Origin of the sequence: Bradyrhizobium sp. BRP19 (assembly GCF_020194195.1) — a bacterium.
In the GTDB taxonomy this organism is placed as follows: domain Bacteria; phylum Pseudomonadota; class Alphaproteobacteria; order Rhizobiales; family Xanthobacteraceae; genus Bradyrhizobium; species Bradyrhizobium yuanmingense.
Genome location: NZ_JADYVZ010000001.1, coordinates 704,482 through 724,316 on the forward strand (window position 1 = coordinate 704,482; position 19,835 = coordinate 724,316).

The following is a 19,835-nucleotide window of genomic DNA, read 5'->3' on the forward strand; positions in this document are numbered from 1 at the left end:
CACGATCCGGAGTATGGATCCCGGGCTCACGCTTCGCGTGCCCCGAGATGACGGCCTTCTAAAACCGCCGTGCCCCCATCTTGATCTGCTCCTCGGAGAAGAAGATCTCCTTGGCATGATCGACAATGTCCTGGGCGTTCCAGCCCGAGTGCGGCGGCTTCCAGCCTTCCATTTCCATCATCCGCATCTCGCGCACGCCGCGGGGCCCGGACACGCCCAGCACCTTGCCGGTCTGGTCGCCCGACAAATCGCTGACCATGTATAGCACGGCCGGCGCGATGCCGTCCGGCCCGAGCGCGGCGCCGGGGTTCTCCTTATAGCGGGGCAGGTCTGCGGTCATGCGGGTCAGGGCGCCCGGGGCCAACGTCCAGATCCGGATGTTGTACTTGCGGCCCTCGATCGCGAGCACGTTGGACAGGCCCCAGATGCCGCCCTTGGCCGCGCCGTAATTGGTCTGGCCGAAATTGCCGATCAGCCCTGATGTCGAGGAGGTGTTGACGATGACGCCGCCGCCGTTTTCCCGCATCCAGCGAAACACCGGCATGGTGCAACAAAAGGTGCCCTTCAGATGGACCTTGATGACCTTGTCCCAGTCGGCCTCGCTGGCCTTGTGAAAGGTCTGGTCGCGCAAAATGCCGGCATTGTTGACCAGGATGTCGGCGCGGCCAAAGTGCTTGATGGCGTCGTCGAACACCGATTGGCCGCCCTCCATGGTGGAGATGTCGGCGCCGTTGGCGACCGCCTTGCCGCCCTCGGCCTTGATCGCATCCACCACCTGCTGCGCCATGGACACGTCGGCGCCGGAGCCGTCGCGGGGACCGCCGAGGTCGTTGACGACGACCGAGGCCCCTTCCCGCGCAAACAGTTTTGCGTAGGCCTCACCGAGCCCGCCGCCCGCGCCGGTGATCAGCGCGACCTTGCCGTCGAGTAGTCCCATGGTGGCGTCTCCCTGTTTTGTTTTCTTTCTAACCTCTCCCCGCCTGCGGGGAGAGGTCGGATCGCTCTTGCGATCCGGGTGAGGGGGTACAGGTCTCAACACCGTCCCGACTCGTGGTGAGAGCCCCTCACCCCGCCCTCTCCCCGCAAGCGGGGCGAGGGAGTGAGACGCCGGTGCCCGCCTAACCCAGCACCGTCTTGCCGTTCTTGATCACCGTCACCCCGCGCGACTTCACCTTGGCTTCGAACGAAATGACGTTGCCGTCCTTCCAGAGGTCCATGGTCACGGTCTCGCCGGGATAGACCGGCGAGGAGAACCGCGCGACGTGCTGACGGAAGGCGCTCGCATCGTAGTCGGCATAGGTCTGGAGAACGCCGCGGCAGGTGATGCCGTAGGTGCACATGCCGTGCAGGATCGGACGCGGGAAGCCGGCTTTCTTGGCGAACTCGGGATCGGAGTGCAGCGGGTTGCGGTCGCCGCAGAGGCGATAGACCAGCGCCTGGTCGGGGCGCGTGGTGATGTCGATGGTCTTGTCCGGCTCGCGCGATGGGATCTTGTGCGGATCGGGCTGGGTCAGGTTCGGCCCGCCGAAGCCGCCATCGCCGCGGGCAAAGCGCGAGGCGACCAGCGTTGCCAGCTTCTCGCCCTTCTCGTTCTTCAGCACGGTCTGGTGAACGATGACCACGCCCTTGTCCTTGCCCTTGTCGTAGACTTCGAGCACCGAGGAGTCGGCGGTGATGTTGGCGGCGACCGGCAGCGGCTGGTGGAAGGTGATGTCCCGTTCGCCGTCGACCACCATGACGCGGTTGAGATTCATCTCGCCCGGGCCCGAGCCCCAGGCCGCGACTGAAGCAAAGGTCGGCACCACCTTCAGCGGCCGCGGCGTGAACGTGCCCTCGTTGACGAAGGCGAGCTCGTTCTCGTCCATGGGATCGGCGCCGAGGCCGATGCCGTAGGCGTAGAGCATCACCTCGCGATCGGTGTAGGCGTATTTCTGGCCGAGATTTTTCAGGCCTTTGAGCTCTTCGTATCTGGCGGACATTCTTCTGGTTTCTCCCGGGATTTCACCGGCGCTTACTGATGCGCCCTCTCCCCTTGCGGGAGAGGGCTCCGAGGTGCCGGCCACATACGCGTTTGGGTGAGGGGTTGCTTCCACGTTGAAGATTCTCTCCGTGGAGAGAACCCCTCATCCGGCGCTTCGCGCCACCTTCCCCCGCAAGGGGGGAAGGAAGAAAGCAATCAAGCCACCGTGAAGAACGGCAGCGGGGCGCCGTCGGTCGGCTTGAACACCACCTTCACCTTCTGGCCGATCTTGAGCTTCTCGAGATCGCAGTCGACGAAGTTGGTCTGCACCGACGGCCCCTCCTTCAGCGTGACGTAGCCGATGGCGTAAGGGCCGGTCGGCGATTTCCGCATCAAGCTGTAGGTGTAGATCGTGCCCTCGCCCGAGGCCTGCTCCCACACCGTCTTGTCGGAGTAGCAGAACGGGCAGATCGAGCGCGGGAAGTAATGCGCTTCGCCGCAGGCGGTGCAGCGCTTGATCATGAACTTGCCCTCTTTCGCGGCGTCCCAGAACGCTGATGTCTCGGGATTCGTCACCGGGGCCGGATACTTTTTCACTTCGCTCATCACACGCGCTCCAGAATGGCGGTCGAGGCGGCGTGGCGGACGCCGAGCAGGCCGCCGGTGCCGTGGGCGATGGCGAGATCGCAGTTCTTGACCTGCACCTTCGGATGCGCCTCGCCGCGCAGCTGCCTGACGGCCTCGAGGATCTTGGTCATGCCGCCGCGGTTGACGGGGTGGTTGCTGCAGAGGCCGCCACCATCGGTGTTGAACGGCAGCTTGCCGACGCCCGAGATCAGGTTGCCGTCGGCGACGAACTTGCCGCCCTCGCCCTTCTTGCAGAAACCGAGGTCTTCGAGCTGCATCAGCACGGTGATGGTGAAGCTGTCATAGATCGAGGCGTATTTGATGTCCTTCGGCGTGATGCCGGCTTCCTCGAACGCACGCGGGCCGGACCAGACGCCGGCGGAGTACGTGAGATCGAGATCCTTGCCGCCCCGCGGGCCCTTCATAGCCTCGCCATGGCCGATCAGGCGCACCAGCGGCTTCTTCAGGCTCTTGGCGATCTCGGGCGTCGTCACGATCAGCGCGCCGCCGCCGTCGGAGACGACGCAGCAATCCATGCGATGCAGGGGATCGGAGATCATCGGCGAGTTCAGGACGTCCTCGACGGTGACGACGTCCTTGAGCATAGCATGCGGATTGTATTGCGCGTGATGCGAGGCCGCGACCTTGATCCAGGCGAGTTGCTCGCTGGTGGTACCGTAGTCGTGCATATGGCGCATGGCACACATGCCATAGGCATTGTGCGTTGTCGCCCCGTAAGCGGTTTCGAAATCGACCTCGGCGCCGGCTGCGCGCGGCGGCATCGCGCCGGTGCGCGGCTTGCCGGCGAGCGTAACGAGCGCGATCGAGCATTTGCCCGCGGCGATCGCCTCGGCGGCATGGCCGAGATGGATGATGTAGGAGCAGCCACCGGTCTCGGTGGAATCAATGTGGCGAAGCTTCTTGGTGTTCAGGCCGAGATAATCGACCATCGGCCAGGCGCCGCCGGGCGCGTCGCCCGCGCAGAAATAGCCGTCGATATCATCCTTGCTGATCCCGGCATCCTCGATCGCGCCCTTGGCGACCTCGGCGTGGAGCTGGGCGGTGGATTTGTCCGGCGCATGCCGGGTCGGGTGTTCGTAGATCCCGGCAATGTAGGCCTTGCCCTTGATGGTCAAACTTCGATCTCCGCTCGCGTCTTGTCTTGGTGCTTTTTTCTGAACCGCACCGGGCTGATTGGCAAGCGCGGAAATATTCCGCCCCGCGAGAGGGTGACGGGTCGGCGCAAGTGGAGCACATCCGAAATCCGGGCCTCGGATAGTAAGCGAACCTGCCCGCCGCGTCGTCATTGCGAGGAGCCCTTGCGATGAAGCAATCCAGAGCCCCTCCATTGAGGAATTCTGGATTGCTTCGCTACGCTCGCAATGACGGAGTTTGTTGCCACTGATGGCGCTGCTTCAACTCAAGACTCGCTCGCAGACACACGCCCGCATCCTCGCGGCACATCTCGCCCGAGTTTTGCTCCCGTCTTGCTCCCTCCGAAGACAGAGGGCGCAGGGAAGACCGGGTGCCGGCTGGGCACCCACGGTCCGCTGTGCGCGAATTGCGCGAAAAACAGATGCACAGCGGCATACAGGTGCGGCCAAACATCCGGCCTTCCCTGCGCAGTGGCTTTACGGGCTTATGTCGCGCTCTCCCCGGGGAGCGATGCACTATTGCCCCCGTCGCCTTGCGAGAGAGACCCGCAAGACTTGACGCACAGACCCCGGGCGTCAGGACCACACGATTTTGCCGTACGCGAGACCGCGCCCGTCGTGCGCGCGAAAGACTCGCGCGACGCAGCCCGCGTCCACCGCCGCTCACCCCGCGTTTCGTGACGATCGCGATACGCCCCTCTGAGAGGGATGAGGTGGCGGAGAGATACGACAATTCCGAATTTCGGTAAAGCGGAACTTTTTTACGCGCCCGGCTTGACCCATGGCGCGGGTGTTTTGCCCGACGCGTAGTGCTAGGGGTGGTGTCGTAGGGTAGGTTAGCGGAAGGCGTAACCCACCGCTTCGCTCTCAGCGGCGGCAGAAGCGGTGGGTTACGCCCCGCGAACGCGCTTCGCGCATTCACAAGGCTAACCCACCCTACGGGACCGCCTACTCCGCCGCGATCTGCCGGGGCGCCGGCGGCGGGTTGGTCAAATCCGCGGCGAGCTGGGCGTAGCGGGCCTTGGCGTCGTGTACGGCTTTCTCCTTCACGGGGCCGTAGCCGCGAATGCGGTCGGGCAGCGAGAGCAATTCGACCGCGGTGTCGATCGTGAGCGGCGACAACAGGCCGAGCACGGTGGCGACGTCCTTCTCGTAGCCGGCGATCAGGTCGCGCTCGAGCTTGCGGTCGGCGCTGCGGCCGAAGATGTCGAACGGCGTGCCGCGCAGGAACTTGAACTTGGCCAGCACGCGGAAGACCTTCAGCATCCACGGGCCGAAGGCGCGCTTCTTGGGGCGCCCCAGCGCATCGACACCGCTGCTGAGGATCGGCGGCGCGAGATTGAAATTGAACTTGAAGTCGCCCTCGAACTGGTCGCGGAGCTGCTGCTCGAAGGCGCCGTCGGTGTAGAGGCGCGCGACTTCGTATTCGTCCTTGTAGGCCAGGAGCTTTGCATAGTTCACGGCGACCGCGCGCGGCAGTGCATCGCCATAACCGCCCTTCGCGGCGGCATCGCGGACCTGGTCGACCAGCTTGCGATAGCGCTTGGCGAGACGAGCGTTCTGATAGGCGGTCAGATGCTTGGCGCGGTGCTCGACGACCTCATCCAGCGTCATGGCCTCCAGCGCCTTCGGCGCAACCACTTCGTCCCCGCCCTTCAGCATGTCGGCAAGGCGCTTGGGGTCGGCGACTGCGAGGCGGCCGAGGCTGAAGGCTTCCTTGTTCATCTTGATCGAGACGCCATTGACCTCGATCGCCTGCTCGATCGCTTCCGCGGAGAGCGGCAACAAACCCTTCTGATAGGCATAGCCCATCATCATCATGTTGGTGGCGATGGCATCGCCGAGCAGCTGCTCGGCAGGCTTGGTGAAGTCGAAGAACACCGAATCCTTGTGCAGCGCCGTTTCCAGGAGCCCGTTCAGCTTGCGGGTCTGGAAATTGAAATCGCGGTTGAGGATGAAATCGGCCGTGGGAATGACGTGGCTGTTGATGATGCCGTGGGTGCGGCTGGTGTCACAAAGGGTGATCGTGTCCTTGGCGACTGCGACGACTTCGTCGGCGGCGAGCACGAGATCGGCCGTGCCGGTGACGATGCGCGAGCAGGTCACCTCGGCCGGATGATCTGATAGCCGCACGTGGCTGAGCACCGCCCCGCCCTTTTGCGCGAGGCCCGACATATCCAGGATCATCGAGGCCTTGCCCTCGATGTGGGCGGCCATGCCGAGCAGCGCGCCGATGGTGAGCACGCCGGTGCCGCCGACGCCGCCGACGGCGATGTTATAGGGCTTGTCGAGCGTCGGACGCGAGGCCGGCTCGGGCAGCGCGCCGATCTCAGCGAGCTCGGCTGGCGCGCGGTGGCGCGGCGCGCCGCCGTCGATAGTGACGAAGGACGGACAGAATCCTTTCAGGCAGGAATAGTCCTTGTTGCAGGATGACTGGTTGATAGCGCGCTTGCGGCCGAACTCGGTCTCCAGCGGCTCGACCGAGATGCAGTTCGACTGCACCGAGCAATCGCCGCAGCCTTCGCAGACGGCCGGATTGATCATGACGCGGCGCGCCGGGTCCTCCATCAGGCCGCGCTTGCGGCGACGGCGCTTCTCGGCGGCGCAGGTCTGCACGAACACGATCGCCGAGGTGCCCTTGAACTCGCGGCACATCTTCATGACGTTGTCGAGCTCGTCGCGGTGATACTTCTTCACGCCGGGCGCGATGGTATCGGCGGGGTAAGCGTCGGGGTTTTCCGAGACCAGATAGAGCTCGCGGATGCCTTCGGCGTACAGCTGCTGGGTGATCTGCTGCGGCGAGAGATCGCCGTCATGACGCTGGCCGCCGGTCATGGCTACCGCATCGTTGTAGAGGATCTTGTAGGTGATGTTGGCCTTGGAGGCAATCGCCTGGCGGATGGCGAGAATGCCGGAGTGGAAATAGGTGCCGTCGCCGAGATTGGCGAAGATGTGGTTCTCGTTGGTGAAGGGCGCGATGCCGACCCAGGGCACGCCCTCGCCGCCCATATGCGTGAACGTCTCGGTCGAGCGGTCCATCCACAGCGCCATGAAGTGGCAGCCGATGCCGGCCAGCGCGCGGCTGCCTTCGGGGACTTTCGTCGACGTGTTGTGGGGGCAGCCGGAGCAGAAATACGGGGTTCGGGAGACAGGGGCGACCGCCTGCATCTGGGTCGCCTGGCGGCCGTTGAACCAGTCGGCCTTGGCGCGGAGCATCTCCGCGATTTCGGGGTTGAGATCAAGTCGAAGCAGGCGTTCGGTCAGCGAGGTCGCGAGCGAGGCGACGCTGAGCTCGGCGGCGAAGGTCAGGAAGCGCTTGTCGTGCTCGTCCATCTTGCCGACGATGCGCGGGCGCACATCGTCGCGCCAGTTGAACAACACCTGCTTGACCTGGTTCTCGACGATCTCGCGCCGCTCCTCGACGATGAAGATCTCCTCCAGGCCGACGGCGAATTCATGCACGCCTTCCGGCTCGAGCGGCCAGGGCATGCCGATCTTGTAGAGACGAAGGCCGATTTTGGCGGCGACCTCCTCGGTGATGCCGAGCTCGCGCAGCGCCTGACGAACGTCCTCGTAGCTCTTGCCAGAGGCCATGATGCCGAAACGGGCGTTCGGCGAATCCATGGTGACGCGGTTGACCTTGTTAGCGCGGGCAAAGGCGATGGCGGCAAAGCCCTTGTAGTCCTGCAGGCGCCGGTCCTGCTCGAAGCGGTCGTCGGGCCAGCGCAGGTTGAGGCCGCCGGGTGGCAGCTCGAAATCGGTGGGAATGATGAACGGCTTCATCTCGTCGGTGAGGTCGATCTCGGCGGTGGTCTCCACCGTCTCCGTGATCACCTTCATGCCGACCCAGCAGCCGGAATAGCGCGACATCGCGATGCCGAGCAGGCCCATCTCGATCATCTCGTGGATGCTCGAGGGATAGAGATACGGCATCAGTGCCGACATGAAAGCATGGTCGGACTGATGCGGGACGGTGGAGGATTTTGCGCCGTGGTCGTCGCCGGCAAGGCACAGCACGCCGCCGTTCTTGGCCGAGCCCGCGGCATTGCCGTGACGGAACACGTCGCCGCAGCGGTCGACGCCCGGGCCCTTGCCGTACCAGATGCCGACCACGCCGTCGTATTTGGCGCCGGGCGAGAGGTTGAGCTGCTGCGAGCCCCACACCGCGGTCGCGGCGAGGTCCTCGTTCACGCCGGGCTGGAACTTGATGTTGTACTGCTCGAGATGCTTGCGGGCGGCGAACAGCTGCTGGTCGTAGCCACCGAGCGGCGAGCCGCGATAACCGGAGATGAAGCCCGCGGTGTTGAGGCCGTTGGCGCGGTCGCGCCGGATCTGGGCCATCGGCAAGCGGACCAGGGCCTGGATGCCCGTGGTGAAGACGTGTCCGGTCTGCTGGGTGTACTTTTGATCGAGACTGATCGGACCCTGGTTGATGCCCATGCTGTCCTCGCTTCGCGCCCTGTTCAGGTCTTGCTGACTTAAGTCGTTGCCTGCCCGTTGTTTTTAGCTAGGGCGCGCCGACCACCTCCGCCACTCTATGTCGGATATTTCATGATCCGCATCACAATTCTGGACCAAAGGAGGCCTCGGGTAAAAATCGCAATTTCGTGGCCTGAAACACGTTGGCGATTTTCAGTTTGTGTCACCATACCCCCATCGTTGCGAAATGAATCGACGCTTCCCTTCACGCAGGTAGGGTCGATGGGTCGCAGGAGAGGCGGTCGATGCGGACGATTCTGACGGGCCTGGCGCTTGTGGGCCTGGCGTTGTGCAGTGCGGTTGCAAGTACGGTCACAAGCGCGGCCGGCGCCGCCGGACCATCGCCCGAGCTGATCGCCTATGGCAAGGCGCTGGCCGAGGCCGGCGACTGCGCGGGCTGCCACACCGCCGATCCGGCCAAACCGTTCGCGGGCGGCAAGCGCATCGACACGCCCTTTGGCGCGATCTATGCGCCGAACCTGACGCCGGACCGTGACACTGGCATTGGCGGCTGGACGGATGCCGATTTCACCCGCGCCTTGCGCACCGGCGTCGCGCCCGACGGCTCGAACTATTACCCGGCGTTCCCCTACCCCTACTTCACGAAGATGACGAAGGACGACACGCTGGCGATCCGCGCCTATCTCGCCACGCTGGCGCCCGTCACCAGCCGCAACAAGCCGCCGGAGCTGCGCTGGCCATTCGGCTATCGCGGCCTGATGCGGCTTTGGAACACGATCTATTTCAAGCCCGGCCTGTTCGAGCCGGACCAGACCAAGAGCGCGGCCTGGAACAGAGGCGGCTACCTGGTCACCGGGCTCGGCCATTGCGGCGCCTGCCACACGCCCAAGAATTATTTCGGCGCCGACTGGGATGCGCAGGCGCTGTCCGGCAACGCGGTCGGCGGCTGGTTCGCACCGCGGCTCGATGGCGCCGCCCGCACCGGGCTGAAATCCTGGAGCGAGGCCGATATCACGGAGTACCTGCAAAGCGGGCGCAACGCCAAAAGCCACGCCGGCGGGCCGATGGCGGAGGTCGTCGTCAACTCGACCTCGAAGATGAGCGATGCCGACGTGCGCGCGATCGCGACCTATCTGAAGAGCCTGCCGCCGGCCCGGCGCGAGACCATTGTGACGCCGCCGGACGCTGCCGAGATGAAGGCCGGCCAGGCGGTCTACGCAAAGCTCTGCATCGCCTGCCACGAGGCCGACGGCACAGGCAGCCCGCGCATCTACCCGCCGCTGCCGGGCAATGCGCTGCTGCAATCGATCAATCCGTCCTCGACCTTGCGCATCATCCTCGACGGTGCTCACACCGTGACGACGCCGCGCGCGCCGAACACCGGCGAGATGCCAGCCTACGCCGAGCAGCTGTCCGACGCCGAGATCGCCGCGGTGACGAACTACATCCGCAATTCCTGGGGCAATGCAGGCCCGCTGGTGACACCGGCACAGGTGGCGAAGGCGAGGAAGGAGCCGTAGCTCACCGCTGCCTCCTTTTCGTCATTGCGAGCGCAGCGAAGCAATCCAGAGTCCGTCCGAGGAAAGATTCTGGATTGCTTCGCTGCGCTCGCAATGACGACGTGGATAGAGCGCGGGACGCAACTAGTTCTCCTCATCCCCCGTAAAGACAAACTTCGGCATCTCCCATTTGTAGCGCACCGCAAGCAGGCGGAAGCTGATGCCGAGGACAAATGTCAAAATGGTCCAGAGCTCCGCGTTGAGCTTGAGACCGAACGCGGTCGCATAGAACAGTCCCGTCACCACCGAGACGCTGGCATAGAGCTCGGAGCGAAACAGCAGCGGCACGTCGTTACAGAGCACGTCGCGCAGCACGCCGCCGGCGCAGCCCGTCACCATGCCCGAGACGATGACGATCGGCAGCGAGGCATCCATCTGCCAGGCAACGTCGCAGCCGGCCATGGTGAAGACGACGAGACCGATGGCATCGAGCACGATGAAGGCGACCTTCAGCCGGTGCACGAGGCGCGCAAACAGGATGGTGAGGAAGGCGGCGCCGCCGGCGAGCGCGAGATAGATCGGGTTCTGCACCCAGGCCAGCGGATAATGTCCAAGGAAGAGATCGCGCAACGTGCCGCCGCCTAGCGCGGTGATGCAGCCGAGGAAGCAGACGCCCAGCCAATCCATGCTGCGGCGTCCGGCAGCGAGCGCAGCCGTCATGCCCTGCGCGGCCACCGCGGCCAGGGACAAGAAATGCAGCACGCTATCGGTAGGCGGCAGGCTCCACATCGCGTGTTCCCTCTCCGTGGCCCTCGAACTCAGGCGCGGGTTCCCATGGAACAGGTTCCCGATTCCCCACACCGAGGCAACATGCGACGAAAGCATCAAGGCGGCGGAACAGAATCTCGCACCTGAGGGTTGTCCCGGGGTCATAACCGAGGAGACCAAATCGATGGCAGACGACCGTTTTCCCAACGATCCGTACCGCCCGAACCTCGCCGACGATGAGTACTCTCGCGCGGCGCGCCGGGATGCCGACCTGCAGGCCGATCCCGAGCTCGGGGAAGGCCCCGCCTCCAGCGGCAAGATCGCGTTGTTTGCGGTCGCTGTCGCCCTGGTGCTGGGCGCAGTGTTCTACGGCTTTAACAACTCCAGCACCACCAACGAGGCCAGCAACACACCGGCCTCGCAGACTGCGCAGACGCAGCCGACCAATCCGGCCGCACCTCCCGGCATGCGTGACGTGACGCCGCGCAGCAACACCGAGCCGGGCGTGACCACGGGTGCAGCGCCGAACAGGCCGGCCCCGAATACGCCAGCTCCGTCCGACGGCGCGAAGTAACATTTCGTAATGATGCGCGAGAGCGGCGGGATGCAACATCCCGCCGCTCTTCGTTTGGCTAAAGCGCGATGGGATTAGGATGAATCGTCATCGCGCTTTAGGTTATTGTTTGAGCATGATCTTCTCGGAAAACCGCCACGCACTTTTCCGGATCATGCTCTAGCCGAACATCTTGTTGAGCTCGCCGCCGGGATAGCCGCCGCCGAGCTCGGTGAAGGTCCCCTTCTCCGCCATCTCCTTGGCCGCGCGCATGAAGCCGCCCCAGGCGGCGCGGGCGAGCGAGCCGCCGACGCTGATGCGGCGCACGCCGAGATCCTGGGCTTCCTGCAGCGACAGGCCGGAGCCGCCGATCAGAAGATTGAACGGCTTCGGTGCGACCGCCTTGACCACCGCGGCGATGTCCTCGCGGCTCTTCAGACCCGGCGCATAGAGGCAGTCGGCGCCGGCATCGGCATAGGCGGTGAGCCGGTCGATGACGAGCTTGAGATCGGTCACGCCCCACAGATAGGCCTCGCAGCGGCCGACCAGCAGCGTGCCGCTGTCGCCGATCGCCTTGCGCGAGGCCTTGATGCGCTCGACGGCCAGCGCGCGATCGTAGAGCGGCTTGTCCTTGTCGCCGGTGGAATCCTCGATCGAGAGGCCCGCAACGCCGGTGCGCACACCGCGCTCGACATTGTCCGCGACCTTGTCGGGCTCGACCGCAAAGCCACCCTCGAAATCGGCGTTCACGGGGATGTCGACAGCCGAGCTCAATGCTGCCAGATGCTGACAGACGTCCTCGACGGTGACGTGATTGTCGGCCTTGCCAATGGTCCAGGCAAAGCCCGCGCTCGATGACGCGATCGCCTTGAAACCGAGATGCTGCAAGGCTTTCGCGCTGCCGACATCAACCGGATTGGGCAGGATGAAGCAGCCGCTCTCGTGCATCTTCCTGAACGTCGCGCGCTTGTCAGCGGTCGTCACGTGCATGTTTCTCTCCCTTGTTAGCCGCGCAGAGATAAGGCTGCGTTTTCGAGTCCGCTAGTGCGCGTCATGCACGGCGCGGCTGTCCTTCGGCGCCTCGTCGCGGTCGTTCATGCCGTAGTCGCGGATGACGCTGGCGATGCGTAAGTGATAATCGGCGAAGATCTGCGCCCTGCCCCTGGCCTGGGTGCGGCGGTGCTCCATCGTGTTGCGCCAGGCCTGGACGGCCGCTTCATCCCGCCAGAACGACACCGACAGGATCTTGCCCTTCTCCGTCAGGCTCTCGAAGCGCTCGACCGAGATGAAGCCGTCAATGGTCTGCAGCAGCGGCTTCAGATCGGCTGCAAGGTCGAAATAGGTCTGGCGGTGTTCCGGCTTGGGCCAGACCTCGAAGATCACGGCGATCATGGGCGTCTCCTGCTGTTGGTGGGCCTACAATACCACCTTGCGCAGGAAGGTGCGTTCTTCGGCGAGGATGAATTTCTCCGCCTCGGCAAAGTTGAAGTTTGCCATACCGTCGAGATCGGCGCGCAGCCGTTTGCGATAGGCTTCATAGGCGGCCAGGCTCTCGAACGAGATCAGGGCGGACGCAATGTTGTTGGTACCCTCATGCGGCATGAAGTAGCCAATCAACTCGCCGCCACATCTCGGGATGATGGTGAGCCAGCGCTTCGAATATTCCTCGAACTGCGCGCGCTTGAAGGGATCGAGCTGATAGCGGATGAAGACGGTGACGGACATGATGGGCTCCTTTGTTTTCGCCGTCATTGCGAGCGTAGCGAAGCAATCCAGGAGTCCCTCCGCGGACGCAGTCTGGATTGCTTCGCTTCGCTCGCAATGACGTGTTCGTGACAACACGCTACGCCCTTGCCCGACACCAACGCTTCGGTTACCATCGAAGCATGAAATCAGGACCCGACATCGCCATGGTCGCCTCGCTGGTCGGTGATCCCGCCCGCGCCAACATGCTCACGGCGCTGATGAACGGCCGTGCGCTCACGGCGAGCGAGCTGGCTCAGGAGGCCGGCATCACGCCGCAGACCGCAAGCTCGCATCTGTCGAAGCTCGAGGCCGGCGGCCTGATCGAGCCGGAGAAACAGGGCCGCCACCGCTATTACCGCCTCACCGACGACGACGTCGCCGGCGTGCTCGAGGGGCTCGCCGGCCTTGCCGCGCGGACCGGCCATATGCGCGTGCGCACCGGGCCGAAGGACCCTGCGCTGCGGCGCGCGCGGATTTGCTACGACCATCTCGCCGGCGATCTCGGCGTGCAGATGCTGGACTCTTTGCGCGAGCGACATCTGGTCAGGCAGAGGAAGCAGGAGATCGAGCTGACCGCCGAAGGCGAGCGCTTTCTTGTGAAGCACCTGCAGATCTCGCCCGACATGCTCAGCCATCCGCGCCGCCCGGTCTGCAAGGCCTGCCTCGACTGGAGCGAGCGGCGGCACCATCTCGCCGGCACGTTGGGCGCGGCCATGATGCAACGGTTCGCCGAGTTGAAGTGGGCCGCGCGCGATCCCACGCCCGGCAGCCGTATCGTGAATTTCACCCGTACCGGCGAGAAGCAGTTCGCTGCGCTGTTCGCGAATGGGAAGGACTGATCACACAAGCTCTGTGAGATCGCACGTTTGCGTGTGAATGTGCACTCTCGTCATGGCCGGGCTTGACCCGGCCATCCACGTCTTTATTGCGGCTGGCACGTGGATGCCCGGGCCTTCGCCTCGCCGAAGCGGCTTCGGCCGCGCAGGCGGGACAAGCCCGGGGCATGACGGAGACCGTGATGAACCGCATCTTCCTGGCCGCGCTTGCCGCCGCCCTTCTCGTTTCCCAACTGACATCGACCCGCGCCGCCGATGCCACGCCCCGCGAGCCCTATGGCATCGCGCTCGAAGGCTTTGCCTATCCTTACCCCGTGCACTTGCTCCCCGTCGTCAACGACGGCGAGCAGCTCAGCATGGCCTATATGGATGTCGCCGCGGCACGGCCGAACGGCCGCACCGTCGTGCTGCTGCACGGGCGCAATTTTCCGTCGAGCTATTGGGCGCCCGTGATCAAGATGCTGAGCGAGGCCGGCTTTCGTGTCGTGGTGCCGGACCAGGTCGGTTTCGGCAAGTCTTCCAAGCCGGCGGGCGAGCTGCATTTCGACAATCTGGCGCGCAACACCATTGCGCTGCTCGATCACCTCAAAATCGACAAGGCCGAGATCGTCGCGCATTCGCTCGGCGGCATGCTCGGCGTGCGCATCGCTCGCGCCTATCCGGACCGCCTCGCCCATCTGGTGCTGACCGCGCCGATCGGGCTCGAGGACTACCGCCTCTACGTGCCGCCGACGCCGACCGAGGAGATGATCGAGACCGAGGACAAGCTCACCGCCGACGGCTATCGCAAGCAGCTCCACACCAATTACGCAATCAAGCTGCCGGCCGAGGCGATCACGCCGTTCATCGAGGCCCGCTTCAATATCAAGGGCAGCCCGGACTATCCGCGCTGGCTGCGCGCCTTCGTCTCTTCCGGCCAGATGATCTATCGTGAACCGGTGGCGCACGAGATCCCGCTGATCGCGACACCGACTCTGTTCATCATGGGCGCGGACGACCACAACGCGCCGGGCCGGCCGCTCGCGCCGGAGGCGCTGCGGGCGAAGATGGGGCAGAACCCAGAGCTTGCGAAGCAGCTCGCCGCGAAGATGCCGAACGCGCGGGCCGAGGTGATCCCCGGCACCGGCCATCTCGTGTTCCTGGAGGCGCCGGAGACGTACAAGGAACTGGTGCTGGGCTTTCTCGGCCGCTAGCGACACCAGCGTGTCGTCCGGGACCAGATGCGGGGAACGTTCATGCCGCATTCAGGTCATGATTGGCAGGTTTGGATCGCGACGTGCCGGCACGTTTCTCCAATTTTAACGTGTCGAATCGTGTCTGTTGATTCATTGTGCGCCACAAGCGCCATCCCCCTAAGCCTGCCCCCAGGACGAGAAGGAAGATCAAAAATGAAATACCTGTTAGCCGCCGTCATGCTCGCCAGCGCGGCCGTCGTCGGTTTCAGCGAGGCGGCCAGCGCCGCCGAGGGCTGCGGCCGAGGGTTTTATCGCGGCCCCTATGGTCAGTGCCGCCCGATGCGTGGCGCAGTCGTCGTGCGCCCCGCCCCCGTGGTGGTCGCCCCGCCGGTCGTCGTGGTGCCCCGCGCGCGCGTCTGCCCCTACGGCTTCCGCTGGTACGCCGGCCGCTGCCGTCCTTACTGATCTTCTTCGCACTCCAGAATGGCCGCGCGGCATCCGCTGCGGCCATTTTCTTTTGGGGCTCTGACTTTCGCCCACGGAGCCGGGCGTCTCCAGAATCGAAACGGGGACCGCCAGCGGCGATCCCCGTTGAGTCCGCGAATGGTCGCGAGCTTACCAATAATGGCGGCGGCGCCAGCGCCGGCGATGCCGGCGCCAATGACGGCGGTGCCAGCCCCAGTGGCGGCCACGCCCACGCCAGTGAACCTGCTCAGGAGCGAGTTGCGCAGCTTCCTCACTGGTCGTGACAGCGGGATGAGCGTCGGGATTGCCTTGCGGCGCGTGAGTGGGATCAGCGAGCGGCTGCGGTGACAGCGGCGCGGCCTGTGCCGCGGTCGCGGCGAAGGCAGCGGCGCCCGCCGTCAATCCCAAGGCAAGTTTCAAAAAGTTCCGGCGCTCCATCGTTTCTTCCTTCTTGGATCATCGTACCCGTGATGCGGAAGGAATGTCGCTGCAACGCCATGAACCGAAGCTGAAGCCGGCGTTCAGATTCATGCGAGCCGAGATGAAGAATTCGTAACTCCGTCCGGGTTACAGAATCTCGCTACGTCGCGAACTCCTGCGCCAGCACCAGCGTCTCGCGCGAGCGCTTCACGTCGGGCCAGTCGCGGTTGAAGTCGGTGACGAGCTTTTTCAGCGCATCACCTTTCAGCATCGCGTTCAGCTTGGCCTCGTCGTCGAACTGATACATCGCCTGGTGCAGTGAGGGATCGTCGAGGCTCCAGAATCGCCACGCCTTGCTCACGCCGAAGGCCTGCACCGCGTCGGGCAGATGTTCCGTCTCGTACCAACGGTCGAAAGCAGCGCGCTTGGCGGCGTCGGAGACGACGGCGCGAACGACGAAGAAGGCTGCTGGCATCGGATTTCCTCCTGTTGTTTGGCGCGAGCCTAGCCGGTTAAGCCGCCGGCGACAAAAGGAGTCGCCGCCGGTGTCGGAATGGGCGCCCTTCGTTCGTCCTTTGCGTTGAACCGGCACACGGAGACAGCAAATGGCCGACCTCACCCTGACCACCTTCGATTGGGTTCCCGCAGCGCCGCGAGGCTTCGTGCGCGACTTCCGCGTGCGCTGGGCCCTAGAAGAAGCCGCCTTGCCCTATCGCGTCGCCAGCGTGCCATTCGACGACCGCGGGCCCGCGCACTTCGCCCACCAGCCGTTCGGCCAGGTTCCGTGGCTGACCGACGGCGACCTCTCGATCTTCGAGACCGGCGCGATCCTGCTGCATCTCGGCGGCCTCAGCGAGAGGCTGATGCCAAAGGACCAGCGCGGCCGCACTGAAGCGGCGGAGTGGGTGTTCGCGGCGCTCAATTCGGTGGAGATGGCCAGCCTGCCCTGGGGCATGTCCAAATTCATGGGACATCCGACCGACACGGCAGCATGGAAATTCGTGGACGACTTCCTCAAGCTTCGGCTCAAGCATCTCGAGGCGGTGCTGGCCAGCCGCGAATGGTTGGCGGGCTCCTTCTCCGTCGCCGACATCCTGATGGCGGACGTGCTGCGCGTCGTCGATGGTTTCAACGGGCTGACGGATAGTCCTGCCTGCCGCGCTTACGTCGCGCGCGCCACCGGACGTCCGGCGTTCGCCAAGGCCCACGCCGACCAGCTGGCGCATTTCGCCGCGGCGGATAAGGCGCGTGGGGCGTGATGCACCTCACATAATCGATGCTGTGCTTGGCATAGAGTCGCCGGCATCGGAACGATTCAATTCGACAGGTGACCCATGGTCCGCATCGAATATCTCAAGCGACAGATCGCCCGCGCCGAGCGGTTGGCCAAGGCCATCCTCGACCGGCAGACCGCCGACCGGCTCCAGGCCTACGCCGCCGAATGCCGCGCCGAATTGTCGGAGCTGACAGTCAAGCAGGCCGCGTGAGGCTTGCTGGCGCTGGAGGCGTCTGATGCGTAGGGCGGATTAGCGATAGCGTAATCCGCCACTTCTCCATCCGATGACGCACACCTTGGTGGATTACGCTTCGCTAATCCACCCTACACCTCACACCAGCTTCAGCGGCGCATCGGCAACGACCCTGAGGTCAATGCTGCCGATCAACGCCGCACGCCGCGCCTCCGCAGCACTGATGGCCTCGTCCGTCTGCCGCAACGTCGAGACATTCGAGCCGAGCGAGACGATCCCGCCGAGCACCAGCGCAATCGATCCGAGCGCCGCGGTCTGATCAAATCCGAACAGACCGAGGATCGTCACCAGCAGCAGCGCCGCCCCGCCACCGATCGCGATCTTGGACGCGAGGATGTACTTGCGGCACCGCTCAGCGATCTCGGCGAGCTCTTCGATCCGATCTTCGATATCGGAGATTTCATCGGTCGGATCGTCTTCGGTCATTGGATCGAGCGTGCCAAATCAGAAGGAGCTGTCGCCCGCATGAGCAAAGGGACATGCGGGACCTCGGCAAAGACCCGGATTTCGCTGCGCTCATCCGGGCTACCTCCTATTACAACGGCAAATTGTCATGCTTCTTCGCCGGCATTTCCGTCTTTTTGTCCTTCAGCATCGCCAGCGCCCGCGCGATGCGCTTTCTTGTCGAGTGCGGCATGATGACGTCGTCGATATAGCCGCGCTCGGCGGCGATGAACGGCGACAGGAAGCGGTCCTCGTATTCCTTGGTGCGGGCGGCGATCTTGTCTGGGTCGCCTATGTCTGAGCGGAAGATGATCTCGACCGCGCCCTTTGCACCCATCACCGCGATCTGGGCGGTCGGCCAGGCGTAGTTCATGTCGGCGCCGATCTCCTTGGAGGCCATGACGTCGAAGGCGCCGCCATAGGCCTTGCGGGTGATGATGGTGACGAGCGGCACGGTGCATTGCGAGTAGGCGAACAGGAGCTTGGCGCCGTGCTTGATCAGCCCGCCATATTCCTGGGCGGTGCCCGGCAGGAAGCCCGGCACATCGACGAAGGTGACGATCGGGATGTTGAAGGCATCACAAAAACGAACAAAGCGTGCCGCCTTGCGCGATGCGTCGCTGTCGAGCACGCCGGCCAGCACCATCGGCTGGTTGGCGACGAACCCGACCGTGCGCCCCGCAATGCGGCCGAAGCCAGTGACGATGTTCTTGGCGAAGGCTTCCGCGATCTCGAAGAAGTCGCCCTCGTCCACGACCTTCAGGATCAGCTCCTTCATGTCGTAGGGCTTGTTCGGATTGTCGGGGATCAGCGTGTCGAGCGACATGTCGACCCGCTCGATGTCATCGAAGCTCGGCCATTCCGGCACGCCGTCGGTGTTGTTGGAGGGCAGGAAGTCGATCAGGCGGCGCATCTGCAACAGCGTCTCGACGTCATTCTCGAAAGCGCCGTCGGCGATCGAGGAGCGCGTCGCGTGCACCGAGGCGCCGCCGAGCTCCTCGGCCGTCACGACCTCGTTGGTCACGGTCTTCACCACGTCGGGACCGGTGACGAACATGTAACTGGTGTTCTTCACCATGAAGATGAAGTCGGTCATGGCAGGCGAATAGACGTCGCCGCCGGCGCAGGGGCCCATGATGACGGAGATCTGCGGGATCACGCCCGAGGCAAGCACATTGCGGCGGAAGACGTAGGAATAGCCGGCGAGCGCAGCGACGCCTTCCTGGATGCGGGCGCCGCCGGCGTCATACAGGCCGATGATGGGCGCCCTCGCCTTCATCGCCATGTCCTGGAGTTTTGTAATTTTCAGCGCGTGCGTTTCGGACAACGAGCCGCCGAACACCGTAAAGTCTTTGGCAAAGACAAAAGTCTTGCGACCGTTGACGGTGCCCCAGCCGGTGACGACGCCGTCGCCCGGCACCTTGGTCTTCTCCATGCCGAACTCGGTGGAGCGGTGCTCGACGAACATGTCGAACTCCTCGAACGATCCCTTGTCGAGCAGAAGCTCGATGCGCTCGCGGGCCGTCAGCTTGCCGCGGGCGTGCTGCGCCTCGATGCGCTTCTCCCCGCCGCCGAGCTTTGCGCCGGCACGACGATCTTCAAGGGCGTCCAGGATGTGTTTCATTTGCTCCCGCCAGTTCTTAAGTGATGGGCGGGTTCTAACACGGCATTTTGCGGCCCGGAAAGCCGCTTTCGCCGTCGCAGGGCTGCCCTGCCGCAGCGGGAAAGCGCAAGGAATTACAAAGTTTTGCCCAGGAGGCGAGCGTGAGTGAAGGAACGGCCCAGACGGGCGCTGCAACAGGCGGCGTCAACATCCTGCTGCGGCTGGAGGGCCTCACCCTGTTTGCAGGGATGGTGACGCTCTATGCGGCCTGGGACGGGTCGTGGCTGGTGTTTGCGCTGCTGTTCTTCGTACCCGATCTGAGCTTCCTGGCCTACCTGTCCGACGCCAGGTTCGGCGCGATGGTCTACAACGCCGCCCACAGCTACTTGGTGCCGGTGGCGCTGCTGACGCTGGGCTTCGCCCTCGCCTCGCCCCTCACCCTCTCCATCGCCTTGATCTGGCTTGCCCATATCGGCATCGACCGGGCGCTCGGCTACGGCCTGAAATATTCCGCCGGGTTCGGCTTCACCCACCTGGGGCGGATTGGGCGGAAGGATTCCTGACCTCACATTTGGCAGCCCGGCAGGTTGACCGGGCCGACCGATTCAGGCTTGCT

The 19,835-nt window shown here is 64.4% G+C and carries 22 protein-coding genes; 9 read left to right on the forward strand and 13 right to left on the reverse strand.

Annotation, left to right across the window (positions count from 1 at the left end; genetic code table 11):
* Nucleotides 1–58: 58 nt before the first annotated feature.
* The 5 genes from I6F36_RS03365 to I6F36_RS03385 form a co-directional block, all read right to left on the reverse strand.
* Nucleotides 59–937 carry an SDR family oxidoreductase gene (locus tag I6F36_RS03365; RefSeq protein WP_036027537.1) on the reverse strand — a complete coding sequence of 293 codons (879 nt, stop codon included), beginning with the start codon at nucleotides 935–937 and terminating at the stop codon, nucleotides 59–61.
* A gap of 181 nt (nucleotides 938–1,118) precedes the next feature.
* Nucleotides 1,119–1,979, reverse strand: a complete 861-nt coding sequence (locus I6F36_RS03370) for a MaoC family dehydratase (protein WP_036011141.1) — start codon at nucleotides 1,977–1,979, stop codon at nucleotides 1,119–1,121.
* A gap of 197 nt (nucleotides 1,980–2,176) precedes the next feature.
* Nucleotides 2,177–2,566 (reverse strand): Zn-ribbon domain-containing OB-fold protein, encoded by a 390-nt coding sequence (locus I6F36_RS03375; protein WP_036011139.1) that lies wholly within the window; start codon nucleotides 2,564–2,566, stop codon nucleotides 2,177–2,179.
* Nucleotides 2,566–3,723 (reverse strand): thiolase domain-containing protein, encoded by a 1,158-nt coding sequence (locus tag I6F36_RS03380; protein ID WP_057029662.1) that lies wholly within the window; start codon nucleotides 3,721–3,723, stop codon nucleotides 2,566–2,568. Before I6F36_RS03380 ends, I6F36_RS03375 begins: the two co-directional genes overlap by 1 nt.
* Nucleotides 3,724–4,689: 966 nt before the next feature.
* Nucleotides 4,690–8,181: an indolepyruvate ferredoxin oxidoreductase family protein gene (locus I6F36_RS03385; RefSeq protein WP_225132579.1), complete on the reverse strand. Its 3,492-nt coding sequence runs from the start codon at nucleotides 8,179–8,181 to the stop codon at nucleotides 4,690–4,692.
* Between the two features lie 284 nt (nucleotides 8,182–8,465).
* Between I6F36_RS03385 and I6F36_RS03390 the strand changes: the two genes are divergently transcribed.
* Nucleotides 8,466–9,701 (forward strand): cytochrome c, encoded by a 1,236-nt coding sequence (locus I6F36_RS03390; protein ID WP_225132580.1) that lies wholly within the window; start codon nucleotides 8,466–8,468, stop codon nucleotides 9,699–9,701.
* A gap of 123 nt (nucleotides 9,702–9,824) precedes the next feature.
* On the opposite strand, the gene I6F36_RS03395 is transcribed toward I6F36_RS03390, so the two are convergent.
* Nucleotides 9,825–10,469, reverse strand: coding sequence for a trimeric intracellular cation channel family protein (locus tag I6F36_RS03395; protein ID WP_225132581.1), 645 nt, complete (start codon nucleotides 10,467–10,469; stop codon nucleotides 9,825–9,827).
* 163 nt (nucleotides 10,470–10,632) lie between these two features.
* On the opposite strand from I6F36_RS03395, the gene I6F36_RS03400 reads away from it, so the two are divergent.
* Nucleotides 10,633–11,022: a hypothetical protein gene (locus I6F36_RS03400; protein WP_225171026.1), complete on the forward strand. Its 390-nt coding sequence runs from the start codon at nucleotides 10,633–10,635 to the stop codon at nucleotides 11,020–11,022.
* A 159-nt stretch (nucleotides 11,023–11,181) separates the two neighbouring features.
* Here I6F36_RS03400 and I6F36_RS03405 read toward each other — a convergent pair whose 3' ends face one another.
* From I6F36_RS03405 to I6F36_RS03415, 3 genes are read right to left on the reverse strand one after another with little or no spacing between them, the layout of a single operon-like run.
* Nucleotides 11,182–11,991 carry an oxaloacetate decarboxylase gene (locus I6F36_RS03405; RefSeq protein ID WP_057029659.1) on the reverse strand — a complete coding sequence of 270 codons (810 nt, stop codon included), beginning with the start codon at nucleotides 11,989–11,991 and terminating at the stop codon, nucleotides 11,182–11,184.
* Between the two features lie 51 nt (nucleotides 11,992–12,042).
* Nucleotides 12,043–12,393 carry an antibiotic biosynthesis monooxygenase gene (locus I6F36_RS03410; protein WP_036011104.1) on the reverse strand — a complete coding sequence of 117 codons (351 nt, stop codon included), beginning with the start codon at nucleotides 12,391–12,393 and terminating at the stop codon, nucleotides 12,043–12,045.
* A gap of 24 nt (nucleotides 12,394–12,417) precedes the next feature.
* The gene (locus I6F36_RS03415; RefSeq protein ID WP_036011128.1) at nucleotides 12,418–12,726 is read right to left on the reverse strand and encodes an NIPSNAP family protein; all 309 of its coding nucleotides are present in this window, start codon (nucleotides 12,724–12,726) and stop codon (nucleotides 12,418–12,420) included.
* Between the two features lie 161 nt (nucleotides 12,727–12,887).
* Here I6F36_RS03415 and I6F36_RS03420 point away from each other — a divergent pair, with 161 nt between their 5' ends.
* The 3 genes from I6F36_RS03420 to I6F36_RS03430 all read left to right on the forward strand — a co-directional run bounded on the left by I6F36_RS03420 (nucleotide 12,888) and on the right by I6F36_RS03430 (nucleotide 15,223).
* Entirely contained in the window at nucleotides 12,888–13,586 is a 699-nt protein-coding gene (locus tag I6F36_RS03420; RefSeq protein WP_225132582.1) for a winged helix-turn-helix domain-containing protein, read from the forward strand.
* A 179-nt stretch (nucleotides 13,587–13,765) separates the two neighbouring features.
* Complete coding sequence (locus I6F36_RS03425; RefSeq protein ID WP_225171027.1) at nucleotides 13,766–14,776, forward strand: alpha/beta fold hydrolase; 1,011 nt, start codon at nucleotides 13,766–13,768, stop codon at nucleotides 14,774–14,776.
* A gap of 195 nt (nucleotides 14,777–14,971) precedes the next feature.
* A complete protein-coding gene (locus I6F36_RS03430; RefSeq protein ID WP_036011098.1) occupies nucleotides 14,972–15,223 on the forward strand; it encodes a GCG_CRPN prefix-to-repeats domain-containing protein in 252 nt (83 codons plus the stop codon).
* 150 nt (nucleotides 15,224–15,373) lie between these two features.
* Here the strand turns inward: I6F36_RS03430 and I6F36_RS03435 are convergent, their stop codons facing one another.
* The gene (locus I6F36_RS03435; protein WP_225132790.1) at nucleotides 15,374–15,643 is read right to left on the reverse strand and encodes a twin-arginine translocation (Tat); all 270 of its coding nucleotides are present in this window, start codon (nucleotides 15,641–15,643) and stop codon (nucleotides 15,374–15,376) included.
* Between I6F36_RS03435 and I6F36_RS03440 the strand changes: the two genes are divergently transcribed.
* A complete protein-coding gene (locus tag I6F36_RS03440) occupies nucleotides 15,546–15,779 on the forward strand; it encodes a hypothetical protein (protein WP_057029655.1) in 234 nt (77 codons plus the stop codon). The genes I6F36_RS03435 and I6F36_RS03440 overlap by 98 nt on opposite strands.
* A gap of 24 nt (nucleotides 15,780–15,803) precedes the next feature.
* Here the strand turns inward: I6F36_RS03440 and I6F36_RS03445 are convergent, their stop codons facing one another.
* Complete coding sequence (locus I6F36_RS03445; RefSeq protein WP_225132584.1) at nucleotides 15,804–16,118, reverse strand: hypothetical protein; 315 nt, start codon at nucleotides 16,116–16,118, stop codon at nucleotides 15,804–15,806.
* Nucleotides 16,119–16,248: 130 nt separating this feature from the next.
* Between I6F36_RS03445 and I6F36_RS03450 the strand changes: the two genes are divergently transcribed.
* Together I6F36_RS03450 and I6F36_RS03455 are read left to right on the forward strand one after the other, a co-directional pair.
* The gene (locus tag I6F36_RS03450) at nucleotides 16,249–16,902 is read left to right on the forward strand and encodes a glutathione S-transferase family protein (RefSeq protein ID WP_036027559.1); all 654 of its coding nucleotides are present in this window, start codon (nucleotides 16,249–16,251) and stop codon (nucleotides 16,900–16,902) included.
* Between the two features lie 75 nt (nucleotides 16,903–16,977).
* Complete coding sequence (locus I6F36_RS03455) at nucleotides 16,978–17,130, forward strand: hypothetical protein (RefSeq protein ID WP_193374987.1); 153 nt, start codon at nucleotides 16,978–16,980, stop codon at nucleotides 17,128–17,130.
* Between the two features lie 120 nt (nucleotides 17,131–17,250).
* Here I6F36_RS03455 and I6F36_RS03460 read toward each other — a convergent pair whose 3' ends face one another.
* Together I6F36_RS03460 and I6F36_RS03465 are read right to left on the reverse strand one after the other, a co-directional pair.
* The gene (locus I6F36_RS03460) at nucleotides 17,251–17,598 is read right to left on the reverse strand and encodes a hypothetical protein (protein ID WP_036011086.1); all 348 of its coding nucleotides are present in this window, start codon (nucleotides 17,596–17,598) and stop codon (nucleotides 17,251–17,253) included.
* A gap of 109 nt (nucleotides 17,599–17,707) precedes the next feature.
* Complete coding sequence (locus tag I6F36_RS03465; protein ID WP_025036964.1) at nucleotides 17,708–19,240, reverse strand: acyl-CoA carboxylase subunit beta; 1,533 nt, start codon at nucleotides 19,238–19,240, stop codon at nucleotides 17,708–17,710.
* A gap of 140 nt (nucleotides 19,241–19,380) precedes the next feature.
* On the opposite strand from I6F36_RS03465, the gene I6F36_RS03470 reads away from it, so the two are divergent.
* Nucleotides 19,381–19,782: a DUF4260 domain-containing protein gene (locus tag I6F36_RS03470; protein WP_225171028.1), complete on the forward strand. Its 402-nt coding sequence runs from the start codon at nucleotides 19,381–19,383 to the stop codon at nucleotides 19,780–19,782.
* Nucleotides 19,783–19,835: the final 53 nt, after the last annotated feature.

Coding starts and splice junctions, on each gene's coding strand:
- I6F36_RS03455 (WP_193374987.1), top strand. CDS start 16,978: ATGGTCCGCATCGAATATCTCAAGCGACAGATCGCCCGCGCCGAGCGG.
- I6F36_RS03400 (WP_225171026.1), top strand. CDS start 10,633: ATGGCAGACGACCGTTTTCCCAACGATCCGTACCGCCCGAACCTCGCC.
- I6F36_RS03450 (WP_036027559.1), top strand. CDS start 16,249: ATGGCCGACCTCACCCTGACCACCTTCGATTGGGTTCCCGCAGCGCCG.
- I6F36_RS03445 (WP_225132584.1), bottom strand. CDS start 16,118: ATGCCAGCAGCCTTCTTCGTCGTTCGCGCCGTCGTCTCCGACGCCGCC.
- I6F36_RS03465 (WP_025036964.1), bottom strand. CDS start 19,240: ATGAAACACATCCTGGACGCCCTTGAAGATCGTCGTGCCGGCGCAAAG.
- I6F36_RS03385 (WP_225132579.1), bottom strand. CDS start 8,181: ATGGGCATCAACCAGGGTCCGATCAGTCTCGATCAAAAGTACACCCAG.
- I6F36_RS03410 (WP_036011104.1), bottom strand. CDS start 12,393: ATGATCGCCGTGATCTTCGAGGTCTGGCCCAAGCCGGAACACCGCCAG.
- I6F36_RS03460 (WP_036011086.1), bottom strand. CDS start 17,598: ATGACCGAAGACGATCCGACCGATGAAATCTCCGATATCGAAGATCGG.
- I6F36_RS03390 (WP_225132580.1), top strand. CDS start 8,466: ATGCGGACGATTCTGACGGGCCTGGCGCTTGTGGGCCTGGCGTTGTGC.
- I6F36_RS03405 (WP_057029659.1), bottom strand. CDS start 11,991: ATGCACGTGACGACCGCTGACAAGCGCGCGACGTTCAGGAAGATGCAC.
- I6F36_RS03415 (WP_036011128.1), bottom strand. CDS start 12,726: ATGTCCGTCACCGTCTTCATCCGCTATCAGCTCGATCCCTTCAAGCGC.
- I6F36_RS03395 (WP_225132581.1), bottom strand. CDS start 10,469: ATGTGGAGCCTGCCGCCTACCGATAGCGTGCTGCATTTCTTGTCCCTG.
- I6F36_RS03375 (WP_036011139.1), bottom strand. CDS start 2,566: ATGAGCGAAGTGAAAAAGTATCCGGCCCCGGTGACGAATCCCGAGACA.
- I6F36_RS03425 (WP_225171027.1), top strand. CDS start 13,766: ATGAACCGCATCTTCCTGGCCGCGCTTGCCGCCGCCCTTCTCGTTTCC.
- I6F36_RS03365 (WP_036027537.1), bottom strand. CDS start 937: ATGGGACTACTCGACGGCAAGGTCGCGCTGATCACCGGCGCGGGCGGC.
- I6F36_RS03430 (WP_036011098.1), top strand. CDS start 14,972: ATGAAATACCTGTTAGCCGCCGTCATGCTCGCCAGCGCGGCCGTCGTC.
- I6F36_RS03420 (WP_225132582.1), top strand. CDS start 12,888: ATGAAATCAGGACCCGACATCGCCATGGTCGCCTCGCTGGTCGGTGAT.
- I6F36_RS03370 (WP_036011141.1), bottom strand. CDS start 1,979: ATGTCCGCCAGATACGAAGAGCTCAAAGGCCTGAAAAATCTCGGCCAG.